This is a genomic window from Actinoallomurus oryzae (assembly GCF_039541955.1).
In the GTDB taxonomy this organism is placed as follows: domain Bacteria; phylum Actinomycetota; class Actinomycetes; order Streptosporangiales; family Streptosporangiaceae; genus Actinoallomurus; species Actinoallomurus oryzae.
The window spans coordinates 26078-48703 of sequence record NZ_BAABHF010000028.1; the positions used below are offsets into that span (position 1 = coordinate 26078).

The 22626-nt window shown below is 72.5% G+C and carries 23 protein-coding genes; 11 read left to right on the plus strand and 12 right to left on the minus strand.

Translation table 11 applies throughout. From position 1 onward, the window contains the following. Positions 1 to 96: 96 nt before the first annotated feature. The 4 genes from ABEA10_RS27100 to ABEA10_RS27115 form a co-directional block, all read right to left on the minus strand. Complete coding sequence (locus tag ABEA10_RS27100) at positions 97 to 636, minus strand: hypothetical protein (protein ID WP_345468752.1); 540 nt, start codon at positions 634 to 636, stop codon at positions 97 to 99. A gap of 71 nt (positions 637 to 707) precedes the next feature. Beyond that, positions 708 to 1673, minus strand: coding sequence for a prephenate dehydratase (gene pheA, locus ABEA10_RS27105; protein WP_345468753.1), 966 nt, complete (start codon positions 1671 to 1673; stop codon positions 708 to 710). A gap of 121 nt (positions 1674 to 1794) precedes the next feature. Further along, on the minus strand, positions 1795 to 2250 hold the full coding sequence (locus tag ABEA10_RS27110) for a DUF4446 family protein (RefSeq protein WP_345468754.1): 456 nt from the start codon (positions 2248 to 2250) through the stop codon (positions 1795 to 1797). After that, entirely contained in the window at positions 2247 to 3485 is a 1239-nt protein-coding gene (locus ABEA10_RS27115) for a glycosyltransferase 87 family protein (RefSeq protein WP_345468755.1), read from the minus strand. The genes ABEA10_RS27110 and ABEA10_RS27115 overlap by 4 nt, the downstream gene beginning before the upstream one ends. A gap of 114 nt (positions 3486 to 3599) precedes the next feature. Here ABEA10_RS27115 and ABEA10_RS27120 point away from each other — a divergent pair, with 114 nt between their 5' ends. Continuing rightward, complete coding sequence (locus tag ABEA10_RS27120; protein WP_345468756.1) at positions 3600 to 5717, plus strand: hypothetical protein; 2118 nt, start codon at positions 3600 to 3602, stop codon at positions 5715 to 5717. On the opposite strand, the gene ABEA10_RS27125 is transcribed toward ABEA10_RS27120, so the two are convergent. From ABEA10_RS27125 to ABEA10_RS27135, 3 genes are read right to left on the minus strand one after another with little or no spacing between them, the layout of a single operon-like run. Continuing rightward, entirely contained in the window at positions 5599 to 7413 is a 1815-nt protein-coding gene (locus tag ABEA10_RS27125) for an MptA/MptB family glycosyltransferase (protein WP_345468758.1), read from the minus strand. The genes ABEA10_RS27120 and ABEA10_RS27125 overlap by 119 nt on opposite strands. Next, positions 7400 to 8140, minus strand: coding sequence for a glycosyltransferase family 2 protein (locus ABEA10_RS27130; RefSeq protein ID WP_345468759.1), 741 nt, complete (start codon positions 8138 to 8140; stop codon positions 7400 to 7402). The genes ABEA10_RS27125 and ABEA10_RS27130 overlap by 14 nt, the downstream gene beginning before the upstream one ends. Before the next feature lie 20 nt (positions 8141 to 8160). Next, positions 8161 to 8496 (minus strand): STAS domain-containing protein, encoded by a 336-nt coding sequence (locus ABEA10_RS27135; RefSeq protein ID WP_329249211.1) that lies wholly within the window; start codon positions 8494 to 8496, stop codon positions 8161 to 8163. Positions 8497 to 8852: 356 nt separating this feature from the next. On the opposite strand from ABEA10_RS27135, the gene ABEA10_RS27140 reads away from it, so the two are divergent. After that, complete coding sequence (locus ABEA10_RS27140; RefSeq protein ID WP_345468760.1) at positions 8853 to 9236, plus strand: hypothetical protein; 384 nt, start codon at positions 8853 to 8855, stop codon at positions 9234 to 9236. Positions 9237 to 9265: 29 nt separating this feature from the next. Here ABEA10_RS27140 and ABEA10_RS27145 read toward each other — a convergent pair whose 3' ends face one another. After that, positions 9266 to 10813, minus strand: coding sequence for a hypothetical protein (locus ABEA10_RS27145; RefSeq protein WP_345468761.1), 1548 nt, complete (start codon positions 10811 to 10813; stop codon positions 9266 to 9268). A 185-nt stretch (positions 10814 to 10998) separates the two neighbouring features. Between ABEA10_RS27145 and ABEA10_RS27150 the strand changes: the two genes are divergently transcribed. Beyond that, the gene (locus ABEA10_RS27150; protein WP_345468762.1) at positions 10999 to 11988 is read left to right on the plus strand and encodes an NAD-dependent epimerase/dehydratase family protein; all 990 of its coding nucleotides are present in this window, start codon (positions 10999 to 11001) and stop codon (positions 11986 to 11988) included. Positions 11989 to 12013: 25 nt separating this feature from the next. Continuing rightward, the gene (locus ABEA10_RS27155; RefSeq protein WP_345468763.1) at positions 12014 to 13141 is read left to right on the plus strand and encodes an epoxide hydrolase family protein; all 1128 of its coding nucleotides are present in this window, start codon (positions 12014 to 12016) and stop codon (positions 13139 to 13141) included. A 57-nt stretch (positions 13142 to 13198) separates the two neighbouring features. Here ABEA10_RS27155 and ABEA10_RS27160 read toward each other — a convergent pair whose 3' ends face one another. Next, positions 13199 to 13690, minus strand: a complete 492-nt coding sequence (locus tag ABEA10_RS27160) for a MarR family winged helix-turn-helix transcriptional regulator (protein WP_345468764.1) — start codon at positions 13688 to 13690, stop codon at positions 13199 to 13201. Positions 13691 to 13765: 75 nt separating this feature from the next. Between ABEA10_RS27160 and ABEA10_RS27165 the strand changes: the two genes are divergently transcribed. The 3 genes from ABEA10_RS27165 to ABEA10_RS27175 are packed head-to-tail and all read left to right on the plus strand — an operon-like array spanning position 13766 to position 15795. Next, the gene (locus tag ABEA10_RS27165) at positions 13766 to 14467 is read left to right on the plus strand and encodes a DUF4386 domain-containing protein (protein WP_345468765.1); all 702 of its coding nucleotides are present in this window, start codon (positions 13766 to 13768) and stop codon (positions 14465 to 14467) included. Positions 14468 to 14501: 34 nt separating this feature from the next. Continuing rightward, a complete protein-coding gene (locus tag ABEA10_RS27170; RefSeq protein ID WP_345468766.1) occupies positions 14502 to 15266 on the plus strand; it encodes an SDR family NAD(P)-dependent oxidoreductase in 765 nt (254 codons plus the stop codon). A gap of 52 nt (positions 15267 to 15318) precedes the next feature. Next, positions 15319 to 15795, plus strand: coding sequence for a GNAT family N-acetyltransferase (locus ABEA10_RS27175; protein WP_345468768.1), 477 nt, complete (start codon positions 15319 to 15321; stop codon positions 15793 to 15795). Here ABEA10_RS27175 and ABEA10_RS27180 read toward each other — a convergent pair. From ABEA10_RS27180 to ABEA10_RS27190, 3 genes are read right to left on the minus strand one after another with little or no spacing between them, the layout of a single operon-like run. Further along, the gene (locus ABEA10_RS27180) at positions 15792 to 16919 is read right to left on the minus strand and encodes a sensor histidine kinase (RefSeq protein WP_345468770.1); all 1128 of its coding nucleotides are present in this window, start codon (positions 16917 to 16919) and stop codon (positions 15792 to 15794) included. The two genes, ABEA10_RS27175 and ABEA10_RS27180, sit on opposite strands and share 4 nt — an antisense overlap. After that, the gene (locus ABEA10_RS27185) at positions 16916 to 17614 is read right to left on the minus strand and encodes a response regulator transcription factor (protein WP_329249170.1); all 699 of its coding nucleotides are present in this window, start codon (positions 17612 to 17614) and stop codon (positions 16916 to 16918) included. The genes ABEA10_RS27180 and ABEA10_RS27185 overlap by 4 nt, the downstream gene beginning before the upstream one ends. Next, positions 17608 to 19287, minus strand: a complete 1680-nt coding sequence (locus ABEA10_RS27190) for a hypothetical protein (protein ID WP_345468771.1) — start codon at positions 19285 to 19287, stop codon at positions 17608 to 17610. The genes ABEA10_RS27185 and ABEA10_RS27190 overlap by 7 nt, the downstream gene beginning before the upstream one ends. Before the next feature lie 173 nt (positions 19288 to 19460). Between ABEA10_RS27190 and ABEA10_RS27195 the strand changes: the two genes are divergently transcribed. From ABEA10_RS27195 to ABEA10_RS27210, 4 genes are all read left to right on the plus strand, one after another. After that, positions 19461 to 20087 (plus strand): glycosyltransferase family 2 protein, encoded by a 627-nt coding sequence (locus ABEA10_RS27195; protein WP_345468773.1) that lies wholly within the window; start codon positions 19461 to 19463, stop codon positions 20085 to 20087. A gap of 101 nt (positions 20088 to 20188) precedes the next feature. Then, a complete protein-coding gene (locus ABEA10_RS27200; protein ID WP_345468774.1) occupies positions 20189 to 20821 on the plus strand; it encodes a TIGR04282 family arsenosugar biosynthesis glycosyltransferase in 633 nt (210 codons plus the stop codon). Continuing rightward, positions 20818 to 21432 carry a class I SAM-dependent methyltransferase gene (locus ABEA10_RS27205; protein ID WP_345468776.1) on the plus strand — a complete coding sequence of 205 codons (615 nt, stop codon included), beginning with the start codon at positions 20818 to 20820 and terminating at the stop codon, positions 21430 to 21432. Before ABEA10_RS27200 ends, ABEA10_RS27205 begins: the two co-directional genes overlap by 4 nt. A 32-nt stretch (positions 21433 to 21464) precedes the next feature. Beyond that, positions 21465 to 22622, plus strand: coding sequence for a molybdopterin-dependent oxidoreductase (locus ABEA10_RS27210; RefSeq protein WP_345468777.1), 1158 nt, complete (start codon positions 21465 to 21467; stop codon positions 22620 to 22622). Positions 22623 to 22626: the final 4 nt, after the last annotated feature.

The following is a 22626-nucleotide window of genomic DNA, read 5'->3' on the forward strand; positions in this document are numbered from 1 at the left end:
AGGGCGTGCCGATGTGGCGCAAAGGAGACGCCCCATGATCATCGCGGGTTGGCCGCCCGGAAACACGATTCGGTAACGGCGGACCGTGGGTGGGGGTCAGCAGGAACCGCTCGCGACCTCGACGGAGAGCTTCCAGTAGTAGTCGGGAGAGACCTTGCCGGCGGCCATGACTCGGCCGGCCCTCGTGCCGGTGACCGTCATGCACACGGCGTGCCTGCCCCGGTCGCTGACGGCGTAGCGCTCGACGATCTCCTTCTGCCGGCGCGGATCCGCCGGGCCCCCCTGAGCCTGATCACGCGAGACGGAGAGCTCTCCGCGGTTGGCGTGCGCCGCGTCGGTGTGCTGCAGCTTGTCCTCGACGTACGAGGAGAAGAAGCCGCGGTCTTCGTCCCCCGCGTCCGCGAGCACGCCCTCCTCGGTCTCCAACGCCTGGGCGGCCTGCTCGGCGGCGTCGTGTATCTCGCCGCCGCTCCAGGAGTTCCCGCCCTGGGCGCGGATCAGCTGGACGGTGCCGATCGCCAGGCACACCGCGGCGACGATGAAGAGGATCCGCGCGACCCTCACGCCGACGCGGAAGGCCAGGACCGCCATGGCCACGGCCAGGAGCCCGACGAGTATCGGCCAGAAATAGCTCATGAGGTCGTCCTCGAATCTCCAGGCGGCCCGGGGGCACGGCGCGGGGTGAGGAGCAGTCTGTCAGGGCCTGGCTACAGGTCGCGACCCGCGCGGATGGCGGACAGCCAGGCGGACGCCTCGGCGAAGTCGTCGTCGTGGGTGCCGCGGCGGATCTCCGGGCGCACCTCGTCGGCGCGCGGGTAGCTGCCGAGGAAGCGGATGTCGGCGCAGACGCGGCGCAGGCCGACGAGCGCCTCGCCGACGCGGGCGTCCGCGACGTGGCCCTCGCAGTCGATCCAGAAGCGGTAGCGGCCGAAGCCGTCTCCGGTCGGCCGCGACTGGATCAGGGTCAGGTTGACGCCGCGCACCGCGAACTCGGTGAGGAACTCCAGCAGCGCGCCGGGGTGGTCGTGGGTGAGGTACGCCATCAGGGAGGTGCGGTCGGCACCGGTCGGGGCGGCGGGCGGGCCGGGGCGGCGTACGAGGACGAACCTCGTCACTGCGCCGGCGTGGTCGGCGATGCCCTCGGCGGCGGGGACGAGGCCGTAGCGCCGCCCGGCGATGGGGGCGGCGATCGCCGCGTCGAAGCCGGAGGTCGGGTCGGAGACCTCCATGGCGGCGCCCGCGGTGGAGGTGCCGGTCGACACGTCGGCGTCCGGCAGGGCCGCGGCGAGCCACTTGCGGCACTGGGCGTAGGCGTGCGGGTGGGTGCATACGCGCTTGATGTCGCCCAGTGCGGTGCCGGGGCGTACGAGCAGCGAGAACTCCACGGGGAGCAGGACCTCGCCCGCGATGATCAGCGCGTCGCCGTCGGCGAGGTCGTCGACCGTGGTGGTGACCGGGCCCTCGACGGAGTTCTCCAGGGGGACCATCGCGGCGTCGGCGTCGCCGCGGCGTACGGCGTCCAGGGCCGCCGGGACGGTGGCGAACGGCTCGCGGACCGCCTCGGCCGCCTCGGGCAGCGTGAGGAGGGCGGCCTCGGTGAAGGTGCCCTCGGGTCCGAAATAGGCGAACCGGCCGGCCGCCGTAGCGTCGTGACGTGGGTCGTGCTCGGTCACCAAGGTCCCCTCAGGCGTGATCCGGTCCGGTGTCATTCCAGGTTACGGGCTACCGGGGACCGGCATGAGCGGTTCGCCGACCGTGGGCGGTATGTCCCGGTACGGTCGCCGTGCGACGGCTCTACGCGGGCGACGAGGGCTGGCCGTTGACGCGGACGTCGAGCCGCTCGTCGAGGCGGATGGACGGGCCCCGGCCCAGCCGTGCCGCGCGGACGACGTGGTCTTCCTCCGGAGACAGGACCTGCTGGCTGCGCCCGCCCTGGATCACCCTGGCGTACGTGCGAGCCTCGGTGCGGCCGTTGATCGAGGTGAGCACGACGCCGTCGCCCAGGGCGTTGAGCATGGCCACGGAGAAGGACAGCCCGGCGGAGGACTCCTTCAGCGCGTCGTAGTGGACGATCGCGACGTCACGGATGGCGCGGTTGTCGCCGGCGCCGGAGGTCACCTGGAGCTGACGACGCATCATCTCCGCGCACTCCTCGAACGCCTGCACCGCACGCTTGCGCGCGGTGAGGCCCGCGTAGAGCCCAAGGCCACCGAGGATGATGCCGATCAATGCCAGAGTGATATGGATCACGAATTGAGCGTACCCACCCTGGGCTTATTACGCGAGGTGTCCGGGCCGTCACTTTGCGAATCCATGGCGGATCGGCGAATCCGCCACAAGACGACCAACAACGCCAACGCTCCCAGCCCGTACGCGTCCTGGACGATCCGGCCGAGGAAACGGGGCCCGATGTGGTGCGCCAACATGGTGATCCCCCACCAGGGCACCTGGAGCACGTAGAAGAGCCAGGCGCCGGCGGCGAGCGCGATCCGGCGCAGGTCGCGCCCGTCCCCGACGATCGCGCCGAGGATCACCACCAGCCACGCGAGGTGGTGGATCCAGGAGACCGGCGAGACGAGCACCTGGATCAGCCCGGTGATCGCGATGCCGCGGATCTCGTCGCCGTCCCGCCAGGCGGCGCGGGCGGCGCGGAAGCCGAGGTACGCGACGATCGCGACGCAGACGAGCCAGATCAGCGAGGTCACGGCGTCCGGCCAGTACAGGCGCAGCAGCATGCCGCGGATCGACTGGTTGGTGGTGCCCGTGTTGGAGCCCAGCCGGTCGCTGTCGAACAGCGCGCGGAACCAGTAGTCCACCGAGTCGCCGGGCAGCACCAGGAAGGTCAGGAGCGTCGCCGCCACGGCCGCGAACGCGGCGTTGATCGCCTCGCGCCGGCGGCCGGTGACCAAGAAGTAGATCACGAACACCCCGGGCACCAGCTTGATCGCGGTGGCCAGCCCGACCAGGACGCCGCGCGGCCAGCGGGTGCGCCCGGGGGCGACATCGGCCACGCACATGGCCACGAGCATGATGTCGACCTGCCCGAACCGGACCTGGTCCCGCAGCGGCATGGCGTACGCACAGAGCGCGACGAGCACCCCGACCGCGATCGGCGCCCACGGCCGGATCCGGCCGAGCAGCCGGGCGAAGGAGTAGCGCACCACCAGGGCCATGGCGGCGAAGATCAATCCCGTCCACAGCCACTGCGCGGCGGTCCAGGGGACCAGGGCGAGCGGAACGGCCAGCAGCACCGCGAACGTCGGGTAGGTGAACGGGAGGAGCTGCGGCGGCTGGGTCAGGAAGTCATAGACCGGGGCGCCGCGAAGCACCGCCTGCCCGCCCGAGCGGTAGACGTCCAGATCGACGAGACGCTGGTCAGGTTGATTCGTCAGCCAGTGCAGAACGAGGGGCGCGACCGCGACGGCGGTAATGGCGATCGCCGTCGCGACGATCACCACCCCGCGTATCGTCCTTCGTCCGCCCATGTGTCCATCCTGTCCCAGGTCCGCCGCTAGCCTGGGGACGTCCCAGACATGGAGGTGATCGTGGCACAGCCGCGCGATGCGGGACGTAGCCACACAAAAGGTGCAGCGGCTGCGTTGCTCCTTCTCACAGCCGTGGCGCTGGCTCTCCTGTCCGCCACGGCACCGGCGGCGTCGGCGAGTGCCCCGCCCGGCGGCCACGTCGTGCTGATCGGCGTCCCCGGACTCCAGTGGGGCGACATCAACGCTACCGCCACGCCGAACCTCGCCAGGCTCGCCACGCAGGGCTCCGCCGCCGCACTGTCGGTCAAGACGGTCGGCCCGCACACGTGCCCGATCGACGGCTGGCTCACGGTCTCCGCGGGACAGCGGTCGCAGCTCCGCCACGGCAGCTGCGGCCTGCCTCCGGCCCCGGAGGGCAGCGCCGTCCCCGGGTTCGCCGCGATGCGCGACGACAACGCGCACAACAAGTACAAGTCACACGTCGGCCTGCTCGGTGACACGGTGCACCGCGCCGGCGGCTGCACGATGGCGGTCGGGCCGGGCGCGGTCCTCGGCGCCGCCGACAGCGCCGGCCGGGTCGACGGATACGTCTCGTCGACCGAGCAGATCCCGGCCGACGGGCTCTCCCGGTGCGCGCTCACCGTGGTCGACGTCGACGACGTCGTCCACGCCTACATCGACGCGGGCGTGGACGTGAACGGCCACCAGGCCAACGTCACGGCCAAGAAGCGCGCGGCGGCGGTGAAGTCCGCCGACGCCCAGATCGGCGAGGTGCTGACCGCCCTGCCGCCGAACGCCACGGTGCTGGTCGCGGGCGTGTCCGACGCCAACGTCGTCGCTCACCTGCGGGTCGCGATCGCCAGCGGCCCGGGGTACTCCTCCCACTACCTGACCGCCGACTCCACCCGGACCGGCGGGCTGGTCACGCTGACCGACGTCACCGCGACGGTCCTGCACTCCCTCGGGCTGAAGCAGCCGAGCGACGCGGTGGGCACGCGGTGGCGTGACGACGGCGCCAAGCCGCGTTCGGTGGCCACGCTCGCCGACCGGCTGAACGACAGGGACGTCCAGGCGCAGGTCTACCGGGGAGTCCTCTCGTCCTTCTTCCTGGCCCTCGTCATCGTGCAGGTGGCCCTGTACGCGTTCGGCGTGTTCGCCCTCAGGCGCAAACAGCGCCGCCTCCTGGCGGCGGCCAGGGTCGCCTCGCTGGCGGGCGCCGCGCTGCCCGCGGCGACGTTCCTCGCCAACGTGATCCCATGGTGGTCGGCCGGGCATCCGGCGATCGTGATGGTCACCGGCGTGCTCGTCTGCATCGCCGTGATCACCGCCGTCGCCCTGGCGGGGCCGTGGCGCCGCTCGATCACCGGAGCGGGCGCCGTCATCGGCGCCGTGACGGCCCTGGTCCTGACGCTCGACGTGCTCACCGGCAGCCGCCTGCAGACGTGCAGCATGCTCGGGTACACGCCCGTGGTCGCGGGCCGCTTCTACGGCTTCGGCAACATCCCCTGGGCGCTGTGGGTGACCGGCCTGATCATCGCGACCGGGGCGGTGGCCGGATGGCTGCTGGACGCCGGTCGGCGCACCGCGGCGACGGCGGCCGTGGTCGGCGCCGGGGTGCTGGGCCTGGTGATCGACGGCGCGCCGTTCGCCGGTGCCGACTTCGGCGGCATCATCGCGATCTTCCCCGGGTTCGCCGTGTTCGCCCTGATGATCGCGGGCCGGCGGATCCGGCCGTCGCGGCTGCTGGCGGTGCTGGTCGTGGGGGCGGTCGTGGTGCTGGGCGTGGCGTTCCTCGACTCGTTGCGCGCCGAGCCGACCCACATCGGGGAGTTCTGGAAGAGCCTGCTGAACGGGGACGGCGGCACGGTCGTGTTCCGCAAGTTCCGCGGCATGGTCGGCACGTTCGGTAACTGGGAGCTGTCGCTCATCGCGGTGGCCGCCCTCGCCTTCCTGGTCTTCGCGCTGATGCGGCCGCTCGCCTGGCGCGCCGCCGTGCTGCAGACCGCCTACGAGCGCGCCCCCGCGCTGCGGCCCACGCTCGTCGGCGTGCTGGTGACGGCGGGGGCGGGCATGCTGGTCAACGACTCCGGCGTGGCGATCCCGGCGCTGGCGTTCACCGTGGCGATCCCGCTGGCGCTCGCGGCGAGCATCCGGGCGCTTGGGCCCGAGGCGACCAGCGCGTCGCCGCCGCGATCAGAGCGATCAGAGTCAGCGTCAGCACCCAAGGGGTGACCTGGGCCCGTACGACCGTGACGAGCCAGTCGAGGTCGTGCGGCAGCCCGGCGTGCCGGGGATCTCGGGCGGGCAGGTAGGCCAGGGCCAGCACGCCGGTGCGCACCAGCAGCAGCCCGTCGAACCGCGACCAGGCCAGCAGCGCGATCGTCGCCCAGCCGAGCCCGTCGTACCAGGGCAGGGCGTACGGAGCGGCGAAAAGCCAGGCCAGCGCCAGCGCGGCGGCGATACGGAACGTCTCGTCGCCGATCGGGTCGGTCAGGCCGCCGACGTGCGGCCGGGGCAGCGCACGCAGCAGCAGCGCGACCAGTACGAGCGTCAGGAGCACCGAGCCGAGCCGTACGCCCGAGCGTGACACGGTCACCAGCAGGCCGCCGCCCGTACCCGCCAGCAGGTGCCAGGGCGTGGCCAGGGACACCGACTTGGAGGCGCGGCCGAGCTGGTCGAACGAGTGCGGGCCCGCCATGAGATAGGCCAGACCGGTGACGGCCGCCGCGGAGGCGCACAGGGCCGCGGCGCGCGCCACGGTCGGCCCGAGGCCGTTACGGTGCCCGCTCTCGCCGGTGCCGCGCGACCGCCACCACTCGCTCACGAGCACCAGGAGCGGACCGCCGCCGGCGATGGCGACGTTGATCTTGATCGCGGCGCCCGCGCCGATGAGGATGCCAGCGGACACACAGCGGCTCAGGCTGCGGCCGTCGCCCGGGCGTGGCCGCAGCGGGTCCGGCAGCCCGAAGGCCACCAGCCCGGCCACCGCGAACGCGATCGCCAGGACGTCGTTGTGCGCACCGCCGATGAGTTCGAAGAGCAGGAGCGGGTTGGCGGTCCACAGCAGCACGGCGCGCAGTTCGCGGCCGGGGTCGCCGCGGGCGGTCCGGTAGAGCAGCAGCCCGGCGGCCACGAAGGCGAGCGCGTTGGTCAGCGACATGACGAACACCGTCAGCCGCACCGACGTGCCGCCGACCAGCGAGGCGAGCGTCTGCTGCGCGGTGGCGATCGGCCCGTACACGGTCGGGGTGTCGCGCCAGTCCTGCACGGCGTGGGCGACCGGGTCGGCGGGCAGGCTCCGCGCGGTCGTGACGTAGGGGTCGTTGCCGGTGACGGCCATCCGCCCGTACGCGGCGTAGTTGAGGTGATCGGCCGAGCCGACCGGAGGCATCAGCGCGAACGCCCCGGCGGCGACGGCCCCGGCGACCAGCAGCAGGCGTGGCCGGAAGGTCCAGCCACGACGCGCCGCGAGCGCGCACAGGGCCAGGCCGGCGACGGTGAGGACGACGCCGGCGACGGTGAGGGCGACGACGAGATACGCGGAGGGGTGGACGACGAGGGAGTACGGGGGCTGCCCGGCGCTGCCGGGCAGGGCGGGCTGCATGACGGAGGGGCCGAGCAGGGCGACGAGGAGGAAGCAGGTCAGGCCGGCGGCGCTGAGCCCCAGCCCGGCCGGACCACGGTGATCACGGCGTGCGGTGGGGACACCGGGCCCGCCCGGCGGCGCTTCACCGGCCCCGCCCGCAGGTCTCGGGGGCGGGTGGTCCGACGCGGCGGCGCGGTCCGCGGGTTCTTCAGCCCGTGGCCCCGGCTCGGCGGAGACGACGGGTGGGGCGTTGCCGAGGTGTGCGGGCAGGTCGGCGTCCGGCACGGCGGAGGCGACGGGTGGAGCGTTGCCGGCGTGTGCGGGCAGGTCAGCGTCCGGCACGGCGCAGGCGGTCCCGTTGCCGGACCACGGCCGGCTCGCGGGCCGCCAGAGCGCGGCCGACGTCGCGGAACTGGCGGGCGCGGTGCAGTTGGGCGCGCCAGTCGGTGCCGGTGGCGCGGTGCGCGAGCGGCACCTCGACCTCGGTGATCCTGAACCCCTTGCGCAGCAGGTCGACGGTGAGGCCGGTCTCGACGCCGAACCCCGCCGCGAGCGGCAGGGCCGCCTCGAAGGCCGCGCGGGTCAGGCACCGCTGGCCGTTGAGCGGCTGGGTCGCGGACCAGCCGGTGAGCCGCTTGATGCCGTCACGCGACAGGCGGACGACGAAGCCGTGCCCGCCGAGCCTGACCAGTTCGCTGAAGACCGCGATGGTCATGTCGGCGGACCCGCCGCGTACCGGCTCGATGAGCGGACCGGCCTGCTTGGCGGTCTCACCCAGGTCGGCGTCCAGGAAGAGCAGGTGACGCGGCACGTCGCCGTCGAGAAGACGCACCGCGGACGCGCCGGTCTCCATGGCCGCGGCCTTGCCGCGGTTGCGTGAGTGCCGGACGACCTTGGCGCCGCTGCCCTCGGCGATCCGCGCCGTCGCGTCCGTGGAGCCGTCGTCCACGACGACCACCAGGTCGACGCCCGGTAGTGACGCGGCGGCCTCCACGGTCGCGGCGATGCGGTCCTGCTCGTCCTTGGCCGAGATGATCACGGCCGTGTCGGCCTGGATGTCCGCCTGCATGATGGCGATGGTAGTGGCGGCTACGTCCGTCCGAAGGCAGGTACGGCATCGTGCACGGAGAACACCGTGTCGAGGCCGGTGACCTGGAGAATCCTGCGGACCGCCGAACGCGGCGCCGCGAGCTCGAGCGAACCGCCGTTCTCACGCATGCGTTTCATCGCCGACAGCAGGACGTTCATGCCGGTCGAGTCGCAGAACTCGACCCCGCTGAGGTCCACGACGAGCCGGCTGACTCCGTCGCGCACCAGCGCGGCGAGCTCCGTTTGCAGTCTAGGTGCCGTATAGAGATCGACCTCGCCGTAGACAGAGACGACGGCGTGACCTCCCTGAGATGCAGTCGAGATCTTTAGCTCCACGTGCCGCACACTAGCGTCCCCCGCCCGGAGGAACCAGAGGCGAGCCAGATTAGGGACTGTCCGTTGCCCGGTGGTGGGGTGTCCTTTGCCTGAACGCTGTGCAGATTTCCGCTTTTAATCAGACATTTATAAATTATTCCGACGCAGGTCAGGGCACATGGAGATCATCTCGGCTCCCGGGACCAGATGTGCGGGATTTCACCCCCCGGCGCGTCGCGCGTAAGGGAAGCTAGTGCGGTGTCCACGAACGTTCGCCGGGTCGGCGCCAGCGATTTCGCGAGTTCGATCCAGCGCCGATTCGACTTGGCGTATCCGATCGTTTACTCGCGCGCCACGCGGCGGCCGAGGCGGGCGCGATGACCGGCGACAGGCTCGACGATCCGCGACGCGCCCGGTTGCGCGAGCGCCTGGAGCTCATCCGGACCCGTTCCCAGAAGTCCACATCGTGGCGGTCCGTCACGCACTACTTCTCGGGACTGATCAACCGTGAGGGCGTCGTGCCGGTGAAGGCCCGGCTCTCGCGCGAGGACCTGCGGTTCCTCTCCTCCGCCCGCGACGAGGTGGTCGCCTTCGCCGACCTGGGCCTGCGACTGCTCGACCTGCACCAGCCGCGCGACGCGGGCGGCATCTCCAGCGACCCGGCCAGCCCGATCCGCCGCTGCCGGGCGTGCATGTGGCGCTGGCCGTGCCCGACCATCCGCGCCGTCGAGGAGTCGGTGGACCGGCCGCCCGGTTCCTGAGCGAGCGGCCGGTCCGCATCCGGTGTGGATCAGCCGTCGCGGCCCTGGCGGACGCCGACCTGGGCGTCCAGGCCGGTGATGCCGAGCGTGCCGGCGCCCCAGCCCTGCGAGCCCGTGGCGGTGAGGCCCGTGCCGCTGCCGGGCATGTAGACCACTGCTCCGTCGGTGCCGTTCTCCTTCGGGGCGCCGCCGATCACGTCGGCGTAGCCGTCATTGTTGACGTCGGTCACGTTCACCGTCCAGCCGAGTTCGTCGTCGGCCTCGGACGCGCCGGGTACACCGGTCGTGTCCTGGCTGATCACCTGCGAGGCGGCGCCGGGCAGGCCGGACGCGCTCCCGTACAGCAGGAAGAACTCTCCCGCGTGCGACTGCGAGGAGACGGTCTTGTAGGGCGTTCCGACCGCCAGGTCGGCCTTGCCGTCCTTGTTCACGTCACCGGCCGCCAGCGAGTAGCCGAACCGGTCACCGGCCGCGGCCGTGTCCGGCACGCCGTCGCTGTCCTGCGTGATCGTGCTCGTCGTGCCGAGGCTGACGGTCGCGTCGCCCTTGTAGACCGTCACGTTGCCGCCGACGCCGTTGCTCTCGTCGGCGCTGCCGACCGCGATGTCGCCGTACCCGTCACCGTCGAAGTCGCCCACGGCGAGGCTGGTGACGTTGGTGATCGCCTCGTTCGCGAACGGGATCTCCGTGTCGCTGAAGTTGTGCCACACGCCGAACCCGGAGGTCGGATCGTCGGTGTCCTGCCAGCCGACCGCCAGGTCGGGCTTCCCGTCGCCGTCGATGTCACCGGCGGCCAGGACCATCCCGGTGTACGCCGTGTCGGCGGCCGCCTTCACGCCCTTATTGGCCCTGCGGACCGTCTGGCGTTGCGGAGCGGACGGCAGGGCCCGCCCGGGGTGAGCGGAGGTGCTCTTGGCCGCGACGGCGGCCGGACCCGGGTTGCGGAACGGGTAGAACGCCTGCACGCCGGGCGTGGCGTCCACCCAGTCGGTGTGGCCGTCGCCGTCGAAGTCGGCCGCGACCAGGGCATAGCCGAACCGGTGGTTCGCGCCCGGGGAGTCGGGCTCGGCGATGGCCTGCGAGTCGGTGCCGCTCAGGCCCGACGACGAGCCCCACAGGATCGTCTCCGAACCGGCGTTGGTGCCGTCGGTGGTGTCCTCGTCCGGCGCGCCGACGAGGAGATCGGCGTACCCGTCCTCGTCGTAGTCGAAGGACGTGACCGAGAACCCGAAGTGGTCGGCGTTCTCCACGACGCCCGGCACGCTCGCGGTGCTCTGCGAGATGATCTGCTTCTTGGCCGTGTTCGGCCCGGACGCCGAGCCGTACACGATCGTCACGAAGCCCGCGGTGGTGGCGCTGCCGACGGTGCCGTACGGGCTGCCCAGCGCCAGGTCCGAGTATCCGTCGCCGTTGAAGTCGTACGGCTTGGCTCCGGCCGGCGCGGCCTTCACCGCCGCCTGTGCCGTGCTCGGAAGGGCGGACGCGTGAGCCGTACCGGCCACGCCCGCCATACCCGCCGCCCCCAGTGCGGTGACCGCGGTGACGGCCAGCGCGCGCGAGAAAACGCGTACTTTCACCAGACCTCCTCAGGTTGCCACTCGCGATGTCGAGTGACGATCAGGAGACGTGGAGAATCTCTGGGGGGTTTACCGGTACAAAATGCCGAAAGCGGACATCCGCGGATGGTTTGGGTTCTTACCGAAGTGCTACGGCACACGTCAGGAGCGGGACGCCGCACGGGACGCGTCGTTAGCGTGCGGCCATGCGTGTACTCGTGACCGGCTCCTCTGGTTTCATCGGCTCCCACATCGTGGACGCCCTGCGCGAGGGCGGCCATGACGTGCGCACTCTCGACCTTCGCTCGGGCGAGGACGTACGCGACGAGGCCACCGTCGCGCGCCGGCTCGACGGCGTCGACGCGGTCTGCCACCAGGCGGCGAAGGTGGGGCTCGGCGTCGACGTCTCCGACCTGCCCGACTACGCGTCCACGAACGTCGTGGGGACCGCCGTGCTGCTCGCCGCGATGGCGCGGGCGGACTGCGGGCGGCTCGTGCTGGCCTCGTCCATGGTGGTGTACGGGGAGGGCGCCTACGACTGCGCGTCGCACGGCCGCGTACGGCCCGGGCCCCGCGACGAGGCCGACCTGTCCGCGGGGCGCTTCTCACCCCGGTGCCCGACGTGCGGCGCCTCACTGACCCCGGGCACGGTCGGCGAGGACGCCCCGGCCGATCCGCGCAACGCCTACGCCGACACCAAGCTGGGCCAGGAGCACCTCGCCGCGTCGTGGGCGCGGGCGACCGGTGGCTCGGTGACCGCGCTGCGCTACCACAACGTGTACGGCCCGCGGATGCCGCGCGACACCCCGTACGCCGGTGTCGCCGCGCTCTTCCGGTCCCGTCTCGAACACGGCGAGCCACCGCGGGTCTTCGAGGACGGCGGCCAGCGACGCGACTTCGTGCACGTACGCGACGTGGCGCGGGCCAACGTGCTGGCGCTGTCGTCCGACCCCCATACCGCCGGCGCCCTGCGGGCGTACAACGTGGCGAGCGGCGAGCCGCACACGATCGAGGAGATGGCGATCGCCCTGGCCAAGGCGTACGGCGGCCCGCAGCCGACGGTGACCGGGGAGTACCGGCTCGGGGACGTCCGGCACATCATCGCCTCACCGGAACGCGCCGCGGCCGAGCTCGGCTTCCGCGCCTCGATCTCCTTCGCCGACGGGATGGCGGAGTTCGCAGAGGACAGAACCTGACCTGAATGGATGGTCGAATGCGGGCATGGGCGACGACATCCATCCGTACCACATCGATATCCCGCAGGCCGACCTCGACGACCTGACCGACCGGCTGGCCCGTACGCGCTGGCCCGACGAGTTGCCGGACGCGGGCTGGTCGTACGGTGTGCCGCTCGCGCGGGTGCGGGAGCTGGCCGAATACTGGCGCACCGGCTACGACTGGCGCGCGCACGAAGCTCGGCTCAACGCGTTCCCGCAGTTCACGACCGTCATCGACGGGGAACGCATCCATTTCCTGCACGCCCGGTCGCCGGAGCCGGGAGCGATGCCGCTGATCCTCAGCCACGGCTGGCCGAGCACGGTCGCGGACTTCCTCGATCTCCTGGGTCCGCTCTCCGACCCCGGCGCGTACGGCGGCGACCCGGCGGACGCGTTCGACGTCGTGGTGCCCTCGCTGCCGGGGTACGGATTCTCCGGCCCGACGCGGTCGGCGGGCTGGGACGTGGCGCGCGTGGCGCGGGCGTGGGCGGAGCTGATGGGCCGGCTGGGCCATGAGCGGTACGGCGCGCAGGGCGGCGACTGGGGCGCCCGGATCTCCCCTCAGCTGGCCCGGGTCGCCCCGTCCCAGGTGGTCGGCGTGCACGCGAACGCGCTGACGGCCCTGCCCTCGGGCGACCCCGATGAGCTGACCGGCCTGACCGAGGCCGAGCGGGAACGGCTGGCCGGGCTGGACCGCTGGAAGCGGGAGCGGTCCGGCTACGCGACGATCCAGAGCACCCGGCCGCAGACCCTCGCGTACGGGCTGGCGGACTCACCGGCCGGGCAGCTCGGCTGGTACACGGAGTGGTTCGACGACTACGGCGAGGCCGTGGGCTCGATCGACCGGGACGCGATCCTGACGAACGTGACGGTCTACTGGTTGACGGGGACGGCCGGCTCGGCGGCACGGCTGTACCGGGAGAGCGCCGCGTCGTGGGGACCGCCCGAGCCTTCGAAGGTGCCGCTGGGCGTGGCGGTGTTCCCCGGCGACTCGACCATCCGCCGCCTCGCCGGACGCGACCACAACGTGGTGCACTGGTCGGAGTTCGACCGGGGCGGGCACTTCGCCGCACTACAGGCACCCGACCTGCTCATCGAGGACGTCCGCGCGTTCTTCCGCCCGCTCCGCTGAACCCCTTTTCTGACTGCGACGACTTCCCTCGTATCGCACACCCGCAGCGGGCCGTGGTCAGCCGGAGCGGAGGCGGCGGTAGCCGCCGTGGACGCCCGGGGTGAGCTGCTGCTGGTCGGCGATGCGACGGAGCAGGCCGATCAGCTGCTGATGTTCGTCAGGCGCCAGCGCCTGGCAGACCTGTTCTTCATGCGCCTTGGCCACGGTGCCGAGGCGGGCCAGTAGCTCCATGCCCTTGTCGGTCAGGGTCAGGGAGTAGACGCGGCGGTCGTCCGGGTTCCTCCGCCGCTCGATCAGGCCGCGTTCCTGCATGCCGTCGGCGAACGGTACGAAGCGGCTCGGCGGCATCCCCAACATCTCGGCGAGCTCACGCTGGCTGCGGCCGGGCGCCTGAACCAGCATGCGCAGCAGCCCCGCCTGCGCCGGGGTCAGATCCAGCTCGGCGACCCGGTCCGCGAACTGCTGAGCCACGTGGGCTCCCAGCTGCGACAGCAGGAACGCCGCGCCGCCCCGGAACGCCGGGCTCTCCTTCTCGCGGTTCGTACTCATGCGGACATCATACACACTTGACAATCGTTCAGATCTGTAATCATTATCGAGTGTGTACCGATCGAAGGAGAGATCATGACCGACACGTCCACCTCGCCGCGTTCCACCGGCTCCGGGCGCCGACCGCAGGCCGGGCCACCGCTGCTCGCCCCCGTCGTGGCCTTCGCGGTGACGACCGTCGCCTACACGATCGTGAACAGGGAGACTCCGCACCCCGACGCCTCGGGCGCGGCCGTTCTCCACTACGCGCAGACTCACGAGACGGCCGCCGAGGTCGGCGCGCTGCTGATGCTGGCGTCCGCCGTGCCGTTGGCGCTGGGCGCCGCGGTGCTGTACCGGCGGCTGCGGGCGCTGGGCATCACCGCGCCGGGATCGGCGATCACCCTGGTCGGCGGAGTGCTGGGGTCCGTAGCGCTGGCGCTCAGTTCGATCTTCGGCTGGGCCGGTGGCCGGCTGGCCGCCGACGCACCGCCGGCCCTGGCCCGCGCCCTCGCCGACCTGTCGTTCCTGTCCGGCGGCCCGCTCTACGCGGCGACGTTCGCCCTGCTCATCGCCGGAATCTCCGTGACGGGCCTGCTCGCCGGCCTGCTGCCGCGCGGCGTGACCTGGACCGGGCTGCCACTGGCCGCCATCGGAATGGTGTCCCTGCTGACCCTGGTGGCGTCCGGCTTCGGCTTCCTCCTGCCGATCGTCCGCTTCGGCGGCCTCGTCTGGCTGGTGTTCGTCGCGGCCCTGCTGCCCAAGACCCGGCACCGTACGCGGCACCAGAACGCGTGACCCAACCCCCACCCGACCGAAGGAGCGTTCCGCGATGTCCAGCACTTACCCCGACCTGAACGGTCGTGTCGTCTTCATCACCGGCGGATCGCGCGGCATCGGCGCGCAGACGGCGCGGGACTTCGCGGCCCAGGGCGCCAAGGTCGCCGTCGTCGGCCGCGACCGCGCGGCCCTCGACTCGGTCGTCGCCGGCATCCAGGACAAGGGCGGGACGGCGATCGCCGTCGTGGCCGACGTCACCGACTCCGCCGCCCTGGAGGCGGCTCGCCGGAGGACCGAAGACGAGCTGGGCCCGGTGGACGTACTGGCCGCGTTCGCCGGTGGCCAGGGTTTCCCGGTGCCCACGGCGAAGCTGACCGAGGAGCGCTGGCGTCAGGTCCTCGACTCCGACCTGACCTCGGCGTTCCTCACCATCCGTACGTTCTTGCCGGGCATGATCGAACGCGGCCGAGGGTCGATCATCACCATGTCCTCGGCCGCAGGACGGCAGCCCAGCCAGGCCAACCTCGCCTACGGCGTGGCCAACGCCGGTCTGGTCATGCTGACCCGCCACTTGGCCACCGAGGTCGGACCGCACGGCATCCGCGTCAACGCCATCGCGCCCTCGGCCATCGCCACCGAGAAGGTCCTGGCCAACATGCCCCCGGACGTGCGGACCAAGGTCGCCGCGACGCACCCGCTCCGGCGCCTGGGCACCACCGAGGACGTGGCCCGGACCGCCCTCTTCCTGGCCTCCGACGCCGCCTCCTGGCTCACCGGCATCACCGTCGACGTCGCCGGCGGCCGCGTCACCAACTGACCATGCCCAAGGTCCGGACGACCCGGGCCGCCACAGAACGGAGCTCCCATTGATGACGACGCGTTTGGCGAAGAGTGCGGACCACGATGACGCGGTCGCTGTGTGGCGTGCGGCCAACGTCGCGCGCGGACGGCCGCCGGAGGCCGCGCGGGTCGATCGCGTACGCGCCAAGCTCGGTGAGCCGGACGCCATCGTCATCGTGGCGGTCGCGTCCGGGCGGGTATGCGGGATGCTCCTGGCCGAGCCCGGCCGTGACCTCGACGGACGAGGGGCGCGGGTGGACGGGCTGTGCCACATCTCCATGGTGTTCGTGCATCCCGGCCGGCAGGGACAGGGCGTCGGCCGGCTGCTCCTGGAGCGGCTGCGCACGCACGTGGCCGCGCTCGGCGGCACGCGTTTGCAGGTGTGGACCGGTTCGGGCAACGAGCGGGCGCAGCGGCTGTACCGGCGAGCCGGGTTCGCGCCGAGCGGCCGGACCGCGCTGCTCGAACCGGGCCGGACGATCGAGCAGTTCGTAATCGACCTCTAGACGCCCAGGGGGAGGCGGATGACGAAGCGGCAGCCGGTGCCGGCGTTCGACACGCCGATCTCGCCGTCGTGGGCCTCGACGATGCCGCGGGCGATGGCGAGCCCCAGTCCCGCGCCGCCGCCCGGCGTACGGGCCGCCTCGCCGCGGAAGGCCACGTCGAACAGCCGGGGCAGGTCCTGTTCGGGGATGCCGCCGCACGCGTCCGACACGGTCACGCACGCCATGCCCTGCTCGATCCCGGCGACGACCTCCACGCCGCCGTCCTCCGGGGTGTGGCGGATGGCGTTCACGACGAGGTTGCGCAGGGCGCGGCCGAGTTCGGCGGCGTCGGCCTCGACCGGGAGGATCTCGTCGGCCAGGCCGCTGAGCCGTACGCCCTTGGCGCGAGCGAGCGGCTCCGTACCGGCCACGGTGTCGGAGACCAGCTCGGCGAGGCCGACACGCCGGCGCGACAGGCGGAGCGCGCCCGCGTGGATCCGGGACAGCTCGAACAGGTCGTCCACCATCGCGGCCAGCCGGTCGGCCTCGGCGCGGATCTGGGCGTGGTAGCGGCGTACGGTCTCGGCGTCGGCGACGACCTCGTCCTCCAGCGCCTCGGCCATGGCCCGCAGCCCCGCCAGCGGCGTACGCAGGTCGTGACTGACCCAGGCGACCAGCTCCCGGCGGCTGGCCTCCAGCGTGCGCTCGCGCGCGCGGGCGGTCTCCAGGCGCGTGTAGGCGGCGGAGAGTTCGGCGGCGAGTCCGTCCAGTTCGGCCGGCAGCGTACGGTCCGGCGGGACGAAGCGGCCGTCGTCACCGGCGCGGCGTACGGAGTCGAGCAGGGCGCGGCTGCCCGCGATCAGCCGGTGGCCGAGCAGCAGCGAGACGCCCAATCCGACGAGGCCCGCGATGGCCGTGACGGTCAGGGTCACCGACCGGTCGTGGTCGGTGATCAGCATCTTCAGGGTGATCGTGACGATGCCGGCGACGGTCGCCAGCACGGTCGCCGCCGAGACGACGGCCAGCTGGGTCGTGATCGAGCGGGCCCGCAGGGCGTACAGGAGGCCGACGCCGACCGCGCCGGCGACCAGCGCGGCCCCGGCGGCGTACGCGACGACCTCGGCGAACGCGTGGAAAGGGATCATGTTGTGGGCTCGTAGCGGTAGCCGACGCCCCAGACGGTCAGGATGCGCCGGGGGGCGGTGGGGTCGGGTTCGATCTTCTCGCGCAGCCGGCGAACGTGGACGGTCACCGTCGAGGAGTCGCCGAACTCCCAGCCCCACACCTTCTCCAGCAGTTCGGCGCGGGTGAACGCCTGCCGCGGATGCCGCATGAGGAAGGCGAGGAGGTCGAACTCCCGTACGGTGAGCGAGACGGACTCGCCGCGGAGCCGTACCTCGTGCGCGGCGGAGTCGACGGTGAGGTCGCCGTCGTGGATCGTCTCGCCGGTCGGGGCCAGGGCCCCGCGGGCCCTGCGGAGCACGGACCGCACGCGGAGGGCCAGCTCGCGGGGGCTGAACGGCTTGGTGACGTAGTCGTCCGCGCCGGTCTCCAGCCCGACGAGGCGGTCGGTCTCCTCGCCGAGCGCGCTCAGCATGACGATCGGCACGGGCCGGCGTTCCCGCAGCCTGCGGCAGACCTCGAGGCCGTCGATGCCGGGCAGCATGAGGTCCAGGACGACCAGGTCGGGATCGCTCTGCGCGGCGACGCGCAGCGCGGCGTGCCCGTCGGCGACGCAGTCGACGTCGTACCCGTCGCGCATGAGGTAGCGGGCGACGACCTCGGCGACGGTCGGATCGTCGTCGACGACCAGGATGCGGCCGGTCTCGGTGTTCACCATGGCGATCTCACCAGTGCCTGGATCAGGAGGGCGGTGACGGCCTGGACGAGCAGCGCTCGCCGGGCGGGAGGCCGGTAGACGGCGGCGGCCGCCGTCAACCACGCAGCGTACGGCAGCCAGATCCGCTCGACCTCACCGCGTGTGACTCCGGACAGGTCGAGCGCGAGCACGCCGAGCAGCGCCGCGGCGAGGAGAACCCCGAGCGCCCGCCCCCGCCGCAGGACGTACGGGAGCGCCGCGCCGGCCATGGGACCGATGATCAGCGCGAGGACGGCGAGATCTCCGACGAAGAAGTAGGCGTAGGGCCGGTCCGATCCCGCACCCGCGGCCCAGGCGGCGTGAGTGGCCATCACCCCGTCCCACCAGAGGAACCCGCCCAGCGTGAAGGCGAGCGGCACCACGGCACAGCCGAGGACGAACGCGCCAACGATCGCGCGCCGCGGCCGGGTGAGGAGGAACACCGCGAGCGGCAGGGCGAGAATCGTGACGAGCCCATAGTTGAGGTACGGCAGGGAGCCCGTCACCACCCCCGCGACGACCGCGACCGGCAACCGCCGCGCGAGTCCGTATCGCTGCGGAGGAAACTCGGCCGGCGACCGCTCGCGTGCGAGGCTGGGTGGCCGCGCGTCCGGTGAGATGTCGTGATCCGTGGATCGCGCGGGGGCGTGGAAACCGCCCCACAGGCGAACGGTTATCCACAGCCTGTGGAAGGTCTTGTGCCCATCATCCACAGGGCTTGATGATTGGAGTGGGCTGGTCCCCCCGGGCGGGTGGGGAGCATCCTCCCCGGCGCGGGCGGTCGCTTCGGCGGTCAGGGCGACGGCCCATGCCGCTACGCCCAGGAAAAGGGCGTCCATGCTGGTCGCGAGGCAGATGACCGTGGGTGCCAGCGCTACGAAGGGCAGGGCGCGGCGGGCGGTCTCCTCATCGGACAGGGTGCGGATCGTCATGGCGATCGCGGCGACCGACGACGTGCCGACGGCTATCACCAGGGCGGCGGCCCAGACCGGTTCGTTGAGGCCTGTCCACCGCAGTATCCACAGGATCAGGGCCGGCAGCGGTGGATGGCCCTTGATGTGTGTCGGGTACTCCTGGAGGTGGCGGGTGAAGCCGCGCAGCCAGGCCAGTGGGTGGTCGCCCATCGCGGGCAGGCCGGCGAGATACTCCGTCGGCGCGGTCAGCGGGCGGCCCACGCCGTCGGGCCATTGGAGGGTCACGGCCCACAGGGCGGATGCGAGCCAGCCGACCGCGAGAAGCGGCCGCCAGCGCAGACGCCGGGCTGCCGCGGGCAGGAAGGCGACGCCGGCCGACGCGACGACGACCGCCGGGACGAGAGGGCCGATCAGCAGGCGCGCGGAGGCGTGCAGCGGCGGCAGGGCGTCCACGGGGAGTGCTCCGGCCGCTCGCAACGCGGCTCCCACCCCGAAGGCGACGGCGACGAATGCCGCCCAGGCCCCCGCCCAGATCGCCGTCCGGCGGTGTCCCGGGTGCCGTGGGGAGACGTCGTCTCCAGTTGAGACCACGACCGCGCCGACCGTGCCGCTCCCGCCGGACCCGCTGGGCTCCCTGGGCTCGCCGTGCGCCTCAGGTCGGTCCGGCGCAACGAGGTCGCCGGACAGGGGCGCGGGGTCGGCGACCGTGGGTTCGGAGCCGGGCGTCTGGGAGCGGGACACCCTCCGACACTAGGGCTGACCAGCCCGGACACCCCTGGTACGTCATCACTCCGTAAGGGTTTGCGGCGAAGGCGGCGTCATCGCTTCGTAAGCATCTGTGCGGTGACCGGCTGTGACGCGGCGTCATCATCCTGTAAGGGTCGGCGGCGGTTCCGCGGGCTTAGCGTCCTCGCATGATCGACGTCGTACTGCCCTGCCTCGACGAGGCGGCGGCGCTGCCCTGGGTTCTCGGCCGCATGCCCGGCGGTTATCGGGCCATCGTGGTCGACAACGGGTCCACCGACGGCTCGGCGGACGTCGCCGCCGCGCACGGTGCCCACGTCGTGCACGAGCCGCGACGAGGATTCGGCGCCGCCTGTCACGCGGGATTGCTCGCCGCCACCAGCGACATCGTCTGCTTCATGGACGCCGACGCCTCGCTCGACCCGGCGGAACTGCCGAAGGTCACGGGCCTTCTCAGCGGTGCCGCGCTCGGGCTCGGCCGCCGGCGGCCCACTGCTCGTGGCGCCTGGCCCCCGCACGCCCGTCTCGGCAACGCGCTCATCGCCCGGCGGTTCGGGCTGCGGGACATCGGCCCGATGCGGGCCGTCGACCGCGAACGGCTGCTGGGACTGGAACTGACCGACCGGCGCTCCGGCTACCCGCTGGAGATGGTGCTGCGGGCCGCCGAGAACGGCTGGCGCATCAGCGAGACCGACGTGGCCTACCACCCGCGTACGGGCCGGTCGAAGGTCACCGGGACGGTACGCGGCACGCTCCAGGCCGTACGCGACATGCGCCGCGTCCTGGAGGCCTCATGAGTGAGCGAAGCGGGCGAACCGATGCGCAGGCGCGTCCCGGCGAAAGAGGGCGGCGAAGCGCTGAGCACGCGCCCGGACGCGCTGCCGGCGAAGGAAGGCACGTGAGCTTCACGCTCCTCGTCATCGCCAAGGAGCCGGTGCCGGGCCGGGTGAAGACCCGGCTCAGCCCGCCGTACACGTCCGGGCAGGCCGCGCTCATCGCCGAGGCCGCGCTCGCCGACACGCTCGACACCGTCGTCGCGGCTCCCGCGACGCGTCGCGTGGTCGCGCTGGAGGGACGGCCCGGTGCGTGGCTGCCGCGCGGGGTCGAGGTCATCGCCCAGCGCGGTGCGGGGCTCGACGAACGGCTCGCGAACGCCTTCGCGGACGTCGACGGGCCCGCCGTACTGATCGGCATGGACACGCCGCAGGTGACACCCGGGATGCTCGCCGACGCGGGCAGGCGTCTCAGCGACTGCGACGCGGTGTACGGGCCGGCCGCCGACGGCGGGTTCTGGCTGCTCGGCCTGCGCGACCCCGACCCGCAGCGGCTCCGAGGCGTCCCGATGTCCCGTCCCGACACCGGCGCCCGCCAGCTCGAACGCCTGGCCGGGCTCCGCGTCGCGACGCTCGGCACACTGCGGGACGTCGACACCGCCGGCGACGCGGTACGCGTGGCCGCTCAGGCTCCCGGCACACGCTTCGCCGCCGCCGTACGCGCCGCCGAACACGCCGTCCACGCGGGAGCACGATGATCGGCCACCTGTACGAGGGCTCGCTCGCCGGCCTGGGCGAGGTCGTGATCGAACACGAGGACGGGCGTACGGAGCGGCTCCCGGTCGACCAGTGGCGCGACGGACGGCCCGGCGACGATGCCCTGCTCGACCGGTGCAAGGGACCGACGCTGGACATCGGGTCGGGTCCCGGACGTCTCACCGTCGCCCTCGCCGAACGCGGGCTGCCCGCCCTGGGCATCGACGTCACCCCGTACGCCGTGGAGATGACCCGGGCCGCGGGCGGCATGGCGCTGCTCCGCGACGTGTTCGACCGGATCCCCGGCGCGGGGCGCTGGCAGACCGTGCTGCTCGCGGACGGGAACATCGGCATCGGCGGCGACCCGCCCGTGCTCCTGCGACGCGTCGCGGCGCTCCTCGACCGGACCGGCCGCGCCATCGTCGAACTCGGCGACACGACCCGCACCGAACGGCTGCGGCTGCGCGACGGAGGGCGGGCCGGGGACTGGTTCCGCTGGGCCCATCTCGACGTGGAGGCGATCGGCCCCTGCGCCGGCGAGGCCGGGCTGACCGTGACCACCATCTGGACGGAGGCGGCGCGATGCTTCGCCGAGCTGATCCCCGACGCCTGATACGCCGCGTCGCCCCAGCGCGTATCACCCGCATGGCCGCCGCCGATTCCCGGCGGCTGACACGGCGGGTCGGCACGGACGCCGAACGCCTCACTCGCCGGATCGGCACGGTCTTCACCAGCCGTCTCCACGACGAACGGGTCGCGGCCTGGCTCGGGCTGTGTCTCGGCGTCAGCTTCACCGTCGCGTTCGTCACCGGCCTGGTCAGTCACTTCATGCAGCATCCGCCGTCATGGATGGTCTGGCCGTCGCGGCCGGTCGGGCTCTACCGGTTCACCCAGGGCGCGCATGTCATCTGCGGGATGGCCACCATCCCGCTCCTGCTCGCCAAGCTGTGGACGGTGTACCCGAAGCTGTGGCAGTGGCCGCCGATCCGCTCGGTGGCCCACGCGGCCCGGCGCGGCGTCGTCTTCCTTCTCGTCGGCGGTTCGCTGTTCCAGCTGGTCACCGGCCTGTTCAACGTCGACTACTGGTACCCGTTCCCGTTCTTCTTCACGGTGGCGCACTACTGGACCGCCTATGTCGTCTTCGGCGCCGTCCTCATCCACGCCGCCGACGAGTGGGCCAAGGTCAAGGGGCTGCGACGGCCTCCGCCGCCGTACGGGCCGTCGCGGCGCGGCTTCCTCGCCACGGTCGCGGGAGCCTGCGGCCTCGTCGCGGTGACGACCGTCGGCGAGACGTTCACACCACTCGGCGACCTGGCCGTCCTCGCCCCCCGGCGCCCCGGCACCGGTCCGCAGCGCCTGCCCGTCAACAAGACCGCGCTCGCGGCCGGCGTCACCCGGAGCACCGGCTGGCGGCTCACGGTCACCGGTGCCGTACGACGGGAGCTCTCGCTCGGCCTGGACGACCTGCGCGGGATGCCCCGGCACGTCGTACGGCTGCCGATCGCCTGCGTCGAGGGGTGGAGTGCCGAGGCCACCTGGGCCGGCGTGCGGCTGAGGGACGTCCTGCGCGCGGCCGGCGTCGAGGACGACGCGCGTGTACGGGTCGAGTCGCTGCAGAAGGAGGGCCTCTACCGGACGTCCCAGGTCGATCCGCCGCACTGGCACGACCCGCTGACCCTCCTGGCGCTCGAGGTGAACGGCGAGCCGCTCTCCCTCGACCACGGCTACCCCTGCCGCCTGATCGCGCCGGACCGGCCGGGCGTCATGCAGACGAAGTGGGTCGCGAAGCTGGAGGTGAGCTGATGGT

What these genes read in the sequence shown, in the direction of transcription:
- ABEA10_RS27100 (WP_345468752.1), bottom strand. Translation starts at nt 636, where the DNA reads ATGAGCTATTTCTGGCCGATACTCGTCGGGCTCCTGGCCGTGGCCATG.
- ABEA10_RS27115 (WP_345468755.1), bottom strand. Translation starts at nt 3,485, where the DNA reads ATGGGCGGACGAAGGACGATACGCGGGGTGGTGATCGTCGCGACGGCG.
- ABEA10_RS27130 (WP_345468759.1), bottom strand. Translation starts at nt 8,140, where the DNA reads ATGCAGGCGGACATCCAGGCCGACACGGCCGTGATCATCTCGGCCAAG.
- ABEA10_RS27140 (WP_345468760.1), top strand. Translation starts at nt 8,853, where the DNA reads ATGACCGGCGACAGGCTCGACGATCCGCGACGCGCCCGGTTGCGCGAG.
- ABEA10_RS27150 (WP_345468762.1), top strand. Translation starts at nt 10,999, where the DNA reads ATGCGTGTACTCGTGACCGGCTCCTCTGGTTTCATCGGCTCCCACATC.
- ABEA10_RS27155 (WP_345468763.1), top strand. Translation starts at nt 12,014, where the DNA reads ATGGGCGACGACATCCATCCGTACCACATCGATATCCCGCAGGCCGAC.
- ABEA10_RS27160 (WP_345468764.1), bottom strand. Translation starts at nt 13,690, where the DNA reads ATGAGTACGAACCGCGAGAAGGAGAGCCCGGCGTTCCGGGGCGGCGCG.
- ABEA10_RS27165 (WP_345468765.1), top strand. Translation starts at nt 13,766, where the DNA reads ATGACCGACACGTCCACCTCGCCGCGTTCCACCGGCTCCGGGCGCCGA.
- ABEA10_RS27170 (WP_345468766.1), top strand. Translation starts at nt 14,502, where the DNA reads ATGTCCAGCACTTACCCCGACCTGAACGGTCGTGTCGTCTTCATCACC.
- ABEA10_RS27175 (WP_345468768.1), top strand. Translation starts at nt 15,319, where the DNA reads ATGACGACGCGTTTGGCGAAGAGTGCGGACCACGATGACGCGGTCGCT.
- ABEA10_RS27180 (WP_345468770.1), bottom strand. Translation starts at nt 16,919, where the DNA reads ATGATCCCTTTCCACGCGTTCGCCGAGGTCGTCGCGTACGCCGCCGGG.
- ABEA10_RS27185 (WP_329249170.1), bottom strand. Translation starts at nt 17,614, where the DNA reads ATGGTGAACACCGAGACCGGCCGCATCCTGGTCGTCGACGACGATCCG.
- ABEA10_RS27195 (WP_345468773.1), top strand. Translation starts at nt 19,461, where the DNA reads ATGATCGACGTCGTACTGCCCTGCCTCGACGAGGCGGCGGCGCTGCCC.
- ABEA10_RS27205 (WP_345468776.1), top strand. Translation starts at nt 20,818, where the DNA reads ATGATCGGCCACCTGTACGAGGGCTCGCTCGCCGGCCTGGGCGAGGTC.
- ABEA10_RS27210 (WP_345468777.1), top strand. Translation starts at nt 21,465, where the DNA reads ATGGCCGCCGCCGATTCCCGGCGGCTGACACGGCGGGTCGGCACGGAC.